At 64.0% G+C, this 10,785-nt stretch carries 8 protein-coding genes; 7 read left to right on the forward strand and 1 reads right to left on the reverse strand.

Features of this window, described 5'->3' with window-relative positions; genetic code table 11:
* On the forward strand, nt 1-729 hold a 729-nt coding region (locus tag KDH09_05995), incomplete at its 5' end, for an FAD-dependent oxidoreductase (protein MCB0219229.1).
* A gap of 60 nt (nt 730-789) precedes the next feature.
* On the opposite strand, the gene KDH09_06000 is transcribed toward KDH09_05995, so the two are convergent.
* Nucleotides 790-1,677 carry an AEC family transporter gene (locus tag KDH09_06000; GenBank protein ID MCB0219230.1) on the reverse strand — a complete coding sequence of 296 codons (888 nt, stop codon included), beginning with the start codon at nt 1,675-1,677 and terminating at the stop codon, nt 790-792.
* A gap of 109 nt (nt 1,678-1,786) precedes the next feature.
* Here KDH09_06000 and KDH09_06005 point away from each other — a divergent pair, with 109 nt between their 5' ends.
* The 6 genes from KDH09_06005 (at nt 1,787) to mtnA (ending at nt 10,664) form a co-directional block, all read left to right on the forward strand.
* Nucleotides 1,787-3,301 carry a sigma-54-dependent Fis family transcriptional regulator gene (locus KDH09_06005; protein ID MCB0219231.1) on the forward strand — a complete coding sequence of 505 codons (1,515 nt, stop codon included), beginning with the start codon at nt 1,787-1,789 and terminating at the stop codon, nt 3,299-3,301.
* 600 nt (nt 3,302-3,901) lie between these two features.
* The gene (gene gatC / locus KDH09_06010; GenBank protein MCB0219232.1) at nt 3,902-4,195 is read left to right on the forward strand and encodes an Asp-tRNA(Asn)/Glu-tRNA(Gln) amidotransferase subunit GatC; all 294 of its coding nucleotides are present in this window, start codon (nt 3,902-3,904) and stop codon (nt 4,193-4,195) included.
* A 2-nt stretch (nt 4,196-4,197) separates the two neighbouring features.
* Entirely contained in the window at nt 4,198-5,661 is a 1,464-nt protein-coding gene (gatA, locus tag KDH09_06015; GenBank protein ID MCB0219233.1) for an Asp-tRNA(Asn)/Glu-tRNA(Gln) amidotransferase subunit GatA, read from the forward strand.
* A 22-nt stretch (nt 5,662-5,683) separates the two neighbouring features.
* A complete protein-coding gene (gene gatB, locus KDH09_06020) occupies nt 5,684-7,141 on the forward strand; it encodes an Asp-tRNA(Asn)/Glu-tRNA(Gln) amidotransferase subunit GatB (protein ID MCB0219234.1) in 1,458 nt (485 codons plus the stop codon).
* A 27-nt stretch (nt 7,142-7,168) separates the two neighbouring features.
* Nucleotides 7,169-9,604 carry a hypothetical protein gene (locus KDH09_06025; GenBank protein ID MCB0219235.1) on the forward strand — a complete coding sequence of 812 codons (2,436 nt, stop codon included), beginning with the start codon at nt 7,169-7,171 and terminating at the stop codon, nt 9,602-9,604.
* Between the two features lie 10 nt (nt 9,605-9,614).
* A complete protein-coding gene (gene mtnA, locus KDH09_06030) occupies nt 9,615-10,664 on the forward strand; it encodes an S-methyl-5-thioribose-1-phosphate isomerase (protein ID MCB0219236.1) in 1,050 nt (349 codons plus the stop codon).
* Nucleotides 10,665-10,785: the final 121 nt, after the last annotated feature.

Below are 10,785 nucleotides of genomic sequence, written 5' to 3' on the forward strand. Positions count from 1 at the left end.
GCGCTCGAGCAGATCGAACCCGAGGGTAGCCTGCAGGCGCGCGCGGGACTTCACTTCGCCGACGACGGACAGATCGAACCGCCGCAACTGGCGCGCGCGCTGGCACGTGCTGCTCGAAAAGCGGGGGCGAAGTTTCTGACCACCACGGTCCACCGGGTCCTGCACGAAAAGAATCGCGTTTGCGGCGTGGAAACCGGTGAAGGCGTGATCTCGTGCGAGCGCGTGGTACTGGCCGCCGGCGCGTGGACCACGCAGGTGCCCGGATCGGGTCTCAAACCCGATGGCATCTCGCCGGTGCGCGGGCAGGTCATCGCACTCGATCATCAGCCCGGCGGACTCTCCCACGTGCTGGTGCGCCATGGGCATGGCTACGTCGTGCCGCGCCCCAACGGACAGGTGATTACAGGCTCGACGGCGGAGAAGGCGGGCTTCAACAAGGCGGTGACCGCCGGCGGTGTGCGCAAGATCCTCGATGTGGCACTCACGCTCGCGCCTTCGCTGGTCGATGCGCGCTACGTGGAGAGCTGGTCGAACTTCCGCCCGGCCGCGCCCGACCGGCTCCCGCTGCTGGGAGAGGGCGCGATCGAGGGCCTCCACTTCGCCAGCGGGCATTTCCGCAACGGCATTCTGCTCACGCCTGTTACGGCCGAACTCGTTGCCGACGAAATCACCGGCAAGAAGCCCGAGATCGACCTGGCGCCGTTTTCGCCGAAGAGATTTGCGCAATAGGAAGGGCGGGTAGACCCCGCCCCTACAGTCGAAGGTAGGGGCGGGGTCTACCCGCCCTTCTTACATCACGTACCCCAGCAACAACGGCAGGGTCAGGAATGAGAAGACCGTGGAGACCAGCACCAGGCTGGCCACTTCCTCGGGGCCGGTGCCGTATTGCTCGGCCAGCAGGTAGTTGAACACCGCCGGCGGCATGGAGCACTCGAGAATCAGCACGCCGCGCGCGCTTCCCTCGAATCCCAGCACCGTCGCCAGCGCGAGCCCCACGCCAAATCCCAGTGCCAGTCGCGGGACGGAGATCCACAGGCTGCGCATCAGGTTTGCCGGGCGCAGGGCCGAGAGAGAAACCCCCAGCGCAATGAGCATCATCGGAAAGGTCAGTCCGCCGATAAGCTCGACGGTGTTGTGCGCCCACTTGGGCAGATGCCAGCCAAAGGCAATCATCACCAGGCTGATGGCTACCGAATGCAGAATGGGCGTGCGCGCCAGCCGCTTTACCGAGAAACTGCCCGCCGCAATGGTGATGCCCAGGCTGAAGTGAAAGAACATCGTCGTGCTCATGTAGACGATGGCCAGGGCGAGGCCTTCCTTGCCGAAGGCGAACAGGGAGAGCGAGGCGCCCATGTTCCCGGTGTTGGGGAACATGATCGATGGCAGGTAGGTCGAATAGCGCAGTTTGAAGACCTTGAGGGCAATCACGCCGATTACGCCCCAGGTGGCGATGGCCGCCATGGTGGCCAGGCTCAGCTCCCGGAAGGTGCTCTCGCTGGGATCGACCCGGGGCAGAATGGTCAGAACCAGACAGGGGGTGCCGATGGCCGCGATCAGCCGGGTCGCCATGTCGTTGTCCCAGGCCCACCCGCTGCGCGCCCAGATGTAGCCCAGGGCGGCGCAGAAAAAGACGGGGGCCATGACCGCTGTGATCTCGGCAATCATGGCCCTTGCCAATAGATGAATTCCCCCCGAATGGGAACCTTGCGCCACCGGGAGCTCGCTTGCTTTCGATTGAGTCGTCACCGACAATGGAAATGCGTCTACGTGACGCGGCAGGGACGTGATGGACAGGCTCCTCGGACAGGGAGACGAGCGCTATTCCGTGGAATCGCGCGTGCTGGTGGTCGATGACTCGCCCGAATTCTGCCGTCTGATGGAGCGCGGATTCGGCAGCGACTACGAGATGAGCTTCGCCAGCGATCGCGACAGTGCGCTGGCCGCTGCCAAACGCTTCAATCCCAACGTCATTCTGCTTGACCTGCACCTTCCGCCCGACCCGACCAGCACGACCGTCGGCATGGAGCTGCTTGCCACTTTTCGGCGAGACCTGCCCCAGACCCGCGTGATCGTCGTCTCCGGAACCAGTGAAAAGCGCCACGCCCTTGAAGCCATCGCCTCGGGCGCGGCGGATTTCTACACCAAGCCCATCGCGCTCGATGAGCTGGGCGTGATCCTGCGGCGGAACATGCAGATCGTCCAGCTCACAGTCGAGAACCGGCGGCTGGCCGAACAGATGCAGGCCCAGAGCGGGGACAAGCCCCAGCTTGTGGGCAGTTCGCCGGCTTTTCAGAAGGCCTACGCCCTGCTCGAGCGCGTCGCGCCCACCGAGGCGACTGTCCTGGTCATGGGCGAGAACGGCACTGGCAAGGAGCTCTTTGCCCAGGCGCTCCACCGGCTCTCGAATCGTGGGAAAGGGCCCTTCGTGGCGATCAACTGCGGTGCGATTCCCGAGACCCTTGCCGAGGGAGAGCTCTTCGGCTTCGTCAAGGGCGCCTTCACCGGCGCGGTAAAAGACCGCATGGGCAAGATCCAGGCGGCCGAGGGGGGCACGCTCTTTCTCGATGAGATCGGCGAGCTCTCCGAGCACATGCAAACCAAACTGCTTCGTTTCCTGCAGGAACGGCAGATCGAACCGCTGGGCGCTAACCGCACGGTGGATGTCGACACGCGCATCATTGCCGCAACAAACCGGGATCTGGCGCAGATGGTGGAAGAGGGGACTTTCCGCGAAGACCTCTTCTACCGGCTCAACGTGATCGAGATTCAGCTTCCTTCGCTGCGCGCGCGGCGCGAGGACATCGTGGCGCTGACCAACTACTTCATCCGTCGCAACACGGACCTGGTGGGCGGGCGCATTCCAACGCTGGCCGCCGATGCGCGGGCCTGGCTGGAGGGCTACGCCTTTCCCGGCAACGTGCGCGAACTGGAGAACCTGGTGAAGCGCGCCATGCTGCTCTGCAGCGGCGAGACGATCTCCGCAGCAGACCTGGCTTCCAATGTGGCCGCACCCCGGCGCGCCCCGAGCGAGGAACCCTCAGGGCTGGCGGTCGCCACGCCGCAACAGCCGGCGGCCTCTTCCTTCGAGGGGCGCAACCTCAAGGACATTCGTGAGGACGCAGAACGCGCGGCCATTGAGTGGGCGCTGGAGCAGGATGAGGGCAACGTCTCCCGTACGGCACGCCGGCTCCAGGTCGAGCGCAAGTCCCTGCAACGACTCATCAAACGTCTCGACATCGACGTTGGGGCGTACTGCCCGGGTGGCAGAACCCGCCGTGGACGCCCTCCCGGCGTCTCCTGATATATTGCCCGAATGCGACACAGATTCGTTTCCTAAGGCAGCCCCCAGCGTAGCATTCTGCGCCACTATGCGCTTTGCACAGATTTCATGGGCGAATTGCCGCATTTAATGGGGCTGTTTGGGCCATTTAGTGCCCCTTTCAGGCTCAATTCCGGGCTCCGTCGGGATTACTTCGAATAGTGGGTGTTCGAGAATAAAGAAATAAACCCAGTAATTTCAGAATGTTATTAAATTTGCGGGAATCGAGAGAGGTTGTGGCACGCCCTTCGCTATATGGGGTGTCAGCTCTCTGTTCTGAAAAGGACAGAACGGGGAGGGAGATCAAACTAAAAATGAACGTCCCCGCCTTCACCACTTGATCTCTCTCCCCGGAATTTAAAACCACCACGGCGCCCGCAGCTCGAAAGAGCCCGCGGGCGCCGGTCGTTTGGGGCCTATCTGCCCGGAATGCCAGTGTATTTCCCCTCCTCACCTTGCCCGCCGAAGGGGCGTATGATACGCAAAACAGCCGCTCACCCGCATTTGCCGGTGGCCCAGGTTCGGGTCATTTGAGCGAGCCTGGCGTTTCAGCCGGGCAGGAGATCACGGAGAGCCATTCCCATGAAGATCGGTCCCGAGGAAGTACGCAAAATTGCCCATCTGGCGCGTCTGAGCCTCTCGGAAGACGAGGCGCAGCAGATGAGCGGCCAGCTCAGCTCCATTCTCGACTACGTGGAAAAGCTCGGGGAACTCGATACCAGCAACGTCGAGCCGCTCTCGCACGTCGTCCCTTCCGAGACCCCCTTTCGCGAGGACGCCGTGACCAGCGATTTTCCCACCGACCTGGTGACGGCCAACGCCCCCGATGCCGAGCAGGGCATGTTCCGCGTGCCCCAGGTGATTGAAGAGAGTTAACCGTGGCAGAGATTACCGAACTGAGCCTGGCCGAACTCTCGGCCGCGCTCGAGAAAAAAGAAACCTCCAGCGAGCAGGTGACCCAGGCCTACCTGAGCCGTATCGAATCGGTCGATCCGAAGGTGGGTGCCTACCTGCTGGTCGACGACGAGGGCGCGCTCAAGATGGCGCGCGAGTCCGATGAACGCCGCGCCGCCGGGAAGGCGTGCGGCCCACTCGAAGGCGTGCCCGTTGCGCTCAAGGACATCATCCTGAGCTTCGGCGTGCGCTCGAGCGCCGCGAGCAAGATTCTGGAGAACTTCATCCCGCCCTACGAATCCACCGTCGCCGCGCGCCTTCGCGAAGCGGGCGCGGTGTTCCTCGGGAAGGTGAACATGGACGAGTTTGCCATGGGCAGCTCGACCGAAAACTCTGCCTTCCAGAAGACGCGCAATCCCTGGGATCAGGGGCGCATTCCCGGCGGCTCCTCGGGCGGCAGCGCCGCGGCCGTGGCCGCCGACCTGTGCGCCGGCGCGTTGGGTACCGACACGGGTGGCTCCATTCGCCAGCCCGCTTCCCACTGCGGCATCGTGGGGCTCAAACCGACCTACGGGCGCGTCTCGCGCTACGGCGTGATGGCGTTTGCCTCGAGCCTCGATCAGGTGGGCCCCATGGGCAAGAGCGTCGAGGACTGCGCGCTCATGTTCAACACCATCGGCGGGCACGACGCGCATGACTCGACCAGCATCGACCAGCCGCTTCCGGATTTCATGCCGGCCTGTCGCAAGGAGGCCAAGGGACTCAAGATCGGCGTGCCCAAGCAGTACTTCGGCGAGGGCCTTGGCCCCGACGTGGAGAAAGCGGTGAAGGCCGCGATTGCAACCATCGAGGGGCTTGGCAACGAGATCGTTGAAGTCGATCTGCCCCACAGCGAATACGCAGTGGCGACCTACTATCTGATCTGCACGGCCGAGGCGAGCTCCAACCTCGCGCGCTACGACGGCGTGCGCTACGGATATCGCTCGCCCGAGTCGAAAGACCTGATGAGCCTCTACCTGAAGTCGCGCTCCGAGGGCTTCGGGCCCGAGGTCAAGCGCCGCATCATGCTGGGGACCTACTGCCTCTCGGCCGGTTACTACGATGCCTATTACAAGAAGGCGCAGCAGGTGCGTCGCCTGATTCTGGATGACTTTACCAAGGCCTTCGAGAAGTGCGACGCCATCGTCGGGCCGGTTACGCCCACGCCCGCTTTCAAGTTCGGTGAGAAAACCGAAGACCCGCTCGAGATGTATCTCTCGGACATTTACACGATCTCGGTGAATCTGGCGGGTTTGCCGGGCATAAGCCTGCCCTGCGGGTTCAGCCATGACGGGCTTCCCATCGGGCTGCAGGTGATTGCACCCCAGCTTGCAGAAGAGACCCTGTTCCAGGTCGCTGCCGGATTCGAGCGCGCCTGCGATCTTGGCGGACGAAGGCCCGCGCTTTGAGCGCCGCGGAGAGACAGAGAAGATGAGCACGGATTTTGAAATGGTCATCGGGCTGGAAGTTCACGTCCAGCTCCAGACAAAGAGCAAGCTCTTCTGCGGGTGCTCGACCTCTTTTGGCAGCGAGCCCAATGCCAACACCTGTCCGGTGTGTCTGGGCATGCCCGGCGTGCTGCCGGTGCTCAACCGCACGGCCGTGGACTACGCCATTCGCGCGGGCCTGGCGCTCAACTGCCAGATTCGCAACTACTCGGTCTTCTCACGCAAGAACTACTTCTACCCGGACCTGCCGTTTGGCTACCAGATCTCCCAGTTCGACCTGCCTGTGTGCGAGCATGGCCACATCGATCTCGAAGTCCCCACCGGCGAGGGCGAGTTCGCCGAGAAGCACATCGGAATTACGCGCATCCACATGGAGATCGACGCCGGCAAGAGCCTGCACGACAGTGCCGGTGACGGGAATGCCTCGCTCATCGATCTCAACCGCGCGGGCGTCCCGCTCATCGAGATCGTGACCGAGCCGGACTTCCGCACGCCCGCCGAGACGACCGAATACCTGCGCACCCTGCGTTCGATCATTCGCTACCTGGGAATCTCCGACGGCAACATGCAGGAAGGTTCCATGCGCTGCGACGCCAATGTCTCGGTGCGCCCACGTGGCAGCGACAAGCTCGGAACCCGCGCCGAGATCAAGAACGTGAACTCCTTCAAGTTCATCGAGAAGGCGATTCTCTACGAAGCCAGCCGCCAGGAAGCACTCATCCGTGACGGCAAGGAAGTGGTGCAGGAGACGCGCCTGTTCGACTCGAACGCGGGCGTAACGCGTTCCATGCGTTCGAAGGAAGAGGCCCACGACTATCGCTACTTCCCCGAGCCCGACCTGATGCCGCTGCAGATCTCGGATAAGTGGATCTCGGATGTTCGCGAGAGCCTGCCCGAACTGCCCGTGGCCAAGCGCGAGCGCTTCCTCAAGGAATACGGGCACACCCAGGAAGAGGCGGGCGTCCTGAGCGGCGACCGCGCACTGGCCGAGTATTTCGAGGACGTGGCCAAGCACAGCGGCGACGCGCGCGGCTCGACCAACTGGATCAAGAACGAACTGATGCGCGAGCTCTCCAACGAGGGACACAGCATCGAGGAATCCCCCATCTCCGCGAAGGACATGGCCGGCCTGCTCGCGCTCATCAAGGACGGGACGATCTCCGGCAAGATTGCCAAGGACGTCTTTGCCGAGATGTACAAGACCTCCAAGGCGCCCGATGTGATCGTCGAGGAGAAGGGCCTCAAGCAGATCGCCGACGACAGCTCGATCCGCCCGATCTGCGAAGAAATCGTTGCCGCCAACCCCGGTCAGGTTGAACAATATAGGGGTGGCAAGCAGGCCCTCTTCGGATTCTTCGTCGGACAGGTCATGAAGCAGACCAAGGGCAAGGCCAATCCCAAGATGGTCAACGAGATCCTCAAGGAGCTTCTCGATCAATAGGAGAAACCCCCGCGTGGAGCCCGATCGATGAAACGCTGGCTGGTGCGTGCGCTGCTGGCGCTGGTCGGGCTCTATGTGCTCGCGGGGACACTGGCCTGGCTGGTGCCGCTCGAATCCAAGCGCACGATGCTCACTCGCGCGCTCACCCCCTCGGACAAGTGGAAAGTCTCGGTCGGTGCCATTCGGCTCAACCTCTGGACCGGCCTCTCGGCCGAGGTGGAGGAGATCCGCCTCTACCGCGACCGTCCGGGTTCGCAGCTCGAAGTTCTCTCGATCGAATCGGCGCGCCTGACCTGGCCGCTCCGTTCGCTCTTCAAGCGGGAACGCGCGCTGCAGGTGCGTATCGATTCGCCCCGCCTGCTGGTGGCCTACGCATTCGAGAGCGACACGCCGCCGAGCATTCCGACCACCCATGCCGAGGCGACGGGGCTGGTCCGTCGTCAGGTGCTCGAATCTCCGGACTGGCGCACCCTGCGCACGGTGGCCGGCGGCCTGGTGGCCATGCAGCTCTCCCTGAGCAGCTCGCTCAAGGAAATCGGGCCCGAGGCGCGCATCGATCGTTTCGAGGTGCGCAACGGCAACGTCGAAATCTCGTTCCCGCCACTGCTCGGTGGCGAGACCGTCGCGGTGGTGGCCGAGGGGCTGAACCTCGTGTCCTCGGCGCCCCATCCCGACCATCCCGGAACCCTGTGGGCGGGCGGCACGCTGGCCGTCGGTGCCGAGCGGCGCGAGCTTTTTGCCACCGGGCTCATCGAAACGAGCCATGCGGATTCCCCCGATGAAACCGAATATCTGCTACCCAACCTGATCGTCCAGCTCGGCGAAGTGCCCATGCAGGTCCGCGCGCGTATCGGCGGCGATCTCAACGCGCTCGCACGCGAAGCCAGTGCATTCTCGGGTAGTCGGAGCGATGATGATGATGACGACAACGACAGCCCCGAGCCCCCAACCGGGAGCGCCGCGCTGGAGCAACAACGCCCGCCGCCGCCGCAGGAGAGCGCCGAACAGTTCGGCGACCTGAGCCTCCACATCGCCAACGGTGTGGAATCACTCGGGCCCCTCTGGACGCCGCTCATGGCGCCCGGGTTCGAGTGGAAACTGCTGGGCGGGGTGGACCTCTCGCTTTCGCTGCAACGGCGCAACGGCAAGTTGCGCAGCGCGTTCGAAGTGGACATGACCCAGACCGGGCTGCTGCGCGCGGGATGGTTCCACAAACCGCGAAACATTCCGGCAAAAATTGCCGTGACTTCCGCGCGTGACGAACGCTCTTCGAGCGTGCTCGACGTGCAGCTCGCGCTGGCCGATCTGCGCGTGGAAATGGGCGGTCTCTACCGCGACGACGGTGACAAGGCGGCGACCCTGCAGTTTCACGGGCGCGCCGACTCCCTCAAGGGGCTGGCGCCGCTGGTGGAGGGAGGGCGCCTCGCAACGGCGGAGCCCTCCGGGCTGCGTCTGAAAGGCGAGGCGGTTCTTCATCGCAGACCGATCCCGCGCGCGGAGATTCGTCTGGAGGAACTCTCGCTCCATGCGGGCAATTCCGACCTGCACATTGCGGGCGATGTTGCCATGGGCGAGCAGTTCGCAACGGATCTCAGCGTGCTCTCAAACGAAATGATTCCCGGCGACTGGCTCTCCGAGCGTGGTCGCGAGGCGCTGGGCCCGCTGGCGATTTTCTTGAGCGTCCCGCTCGATTCAATGGAGATGCGGCTCATCACCGACAGCACCGCGGTTTCCATCCGCGGCATTCGCGCGCGGTGGGCCGAGGGGGAACTCCAGGGGCACGGTCGCTACCTTCGGAGTTCCTGCCGCGGCGAGGGTCAGCTCGCACTCATTCGCAGCCGCCTGGGCGCCGCCGGGGAGAGTCTTGGCGCGGGGCAGGTGGTCGACGGTCTCTCGGAAGCGCGCCTTTCAGTGCTCGGCGAAGTCGGGCGCGACCTTCCCTGCACGGGCGGGAGTCCCGGGCCCATCGATGCCTGGGGCGCGAACCTGGAAGTCTTTGCCGAAAACATGTATCTGCCTGTGCTCTCGGGTGTGAGCGGGGCCGACGCGACCTCCCTGGCAGCTGCGCTGGGGATTCAGTTCGATCCGATTCCCGAGATCCGCGAGGGCCGGGGAACGCTTCGCTGGCAGGGGCGGCGCGCGCGGCTGGAGAGTTTCCAGCTCAATGCCGATCCGCTGCAGGTCAGCATCTCCGGAGAGCTGGGTGAGTTCGGCGACCAGCTCGAACTGAGCGGCGAGCTGATCGGGCCCGCGCCCAAGGGCGGGCTCGCGGGCAGCGTGCTCGGCAATCTTTTCGGGCAGGGCACGCCGCTACGTCTTCCAATCCAGATTCGCGGGACCTGGGCGGCGCCGGAAATTCTACTCGACAGCGAGGGGCTGAGCGTGAGGGAGCTTCTCAAGCGTAACGCCGATGCCGCCACCGAGGCGCGGGGGATGCCGATCCCGCAGGCAACAGAGGAATGAGGATTGAGCGATGACAATTCGTCCGGTTCAGTGGAAAAAGGGGGAGGTCGTGCTGATCGATCAGCGCGTGCTTCCCGGCAAGGAAATCTACAACAGCTACCGCACGGTGGAATCGGTGGCGCGCGCAATCGAGACGATGGTCGTGCGCGGCGCGCCGGCCATCGGCGTGACGGCGGCGCTGGGCGTGCGCCTGGTTGTCGAAAAGAACAAGGCAACGAGCGCGGCGCCTCTTCGCAAGGCACTTCTCAAGGCCATCGAGCGCCTTGGGGCCACGCGCCCGACGGCGGTGAACCTGTTCTGGGCGCTTGAGCGGATGCGCAAGGTCGCGGCCGATGAATCCCTCGATACACCCGCCAAACTGAAGCGCGCCATCGCGGCCGAGGCCGATGCGGTATTTCAGGACGAGCTCGATGCCTCGCGCGCGCTCTCGGACTTCGGCTCCCAGCTCATTGGCAAGGGCGCACGGGTACTCACCCACTGCAACGCCGGCGCGTTGGCGACGGCGGGTGACTACGGCACGGCACTCGGCGTGGTGAAGGCCGCGCATCTCGAAGGCAAGGCAATCACCGTTTATGCCGATGAAACGCGCCCCTTCCTGCAGGGCGCGCGCCTCACGGCGTGGGAGCTCTGCAAGGAGAACATTCCCTCGTTCCTGATTACCGATTCCATGGCCGGGCACCTGATGAGCCGTGGCGAGATCGACGTCATTGTCGTGGGCGCCGACCGCGTGGCGGCCAACGGCGATACCGCGAACAAGATCGGGACCTACACTCTTTCGGTACTGGCCAGGGAGAACAAGATCCCCTTCTACGTGGCCGCGCCGCTCTCGACGATCGATCTGGCAACGAAGACCGGAAAGGACATTCCGATCGAGGAACGCCACGAACGCGAGGTCACCCACGCGGGCGGGCGCCGCGTTGCGCCCGAGGGGATGGCCGTTCGCAATCCTGCATTTGATGTTACGCCTGCAAAATACGTCTCGGCGATCATCACGGAGGTCGGCATTGCACGCCCGCCGTTCAAGAAGTCACTGGCGGAGCTCAAGCGCGTGGTCGGCTGACTACTTTCCCGAACAACAAAAAGCGGCGCCCGGAGGGCGCCGCTTTCTTTGATGCGTTTGAATTGGGCCTCAGGCTTCGTCGGTGGCTTCGCCTTCTTCGAACTCGACCTCGGAGGCCACA

The organism is Chrysiogenia bacterium, assembly GCA_020434085.1.
In the GTDB taxonomy this organism is placed as follows: domain Bacteria; phylum JAGRBM01; class JAGRBM01; order JAGRBM01; family JAGRBM01; genus JAGRBM01.

Coding starts and splice junctions, on each gene's coding strand:
- KDH09_06025 (MCB0219235.1), top strand. CDS start 7,169: ATGAAACGCTGGCTGGTGCGTGCGCTGCTGGCGCTGGTCGGGCTCTAT.
- KDH09_06005 (MCB0219231.1), top strand. CDS start 1,787: ATGGACAGGCTCCTCGGACAGGGAGACGAGCGCTATTCCGTGGAATCG.
- mtnA (MCB0219236.1), top strand. CDS start 9,615: ATGACAATTCGTCCGGTTCAGTGGAAAAAGGGGGAGGTCGTGCTGATC.
- gatB (MCB0219234.1), top strand. CDS start 5,684: ATGAGCACGGATTTTGAAATGGTCATCGGGCTGGAAGTTCACGTCCAG.
- gatC (MCB0219232.1), top strand. CDS start 3,902: ATGAAGATCGGTCCCGAGGAAGTACGCAAAATTGCCCATCTGGCGCGT.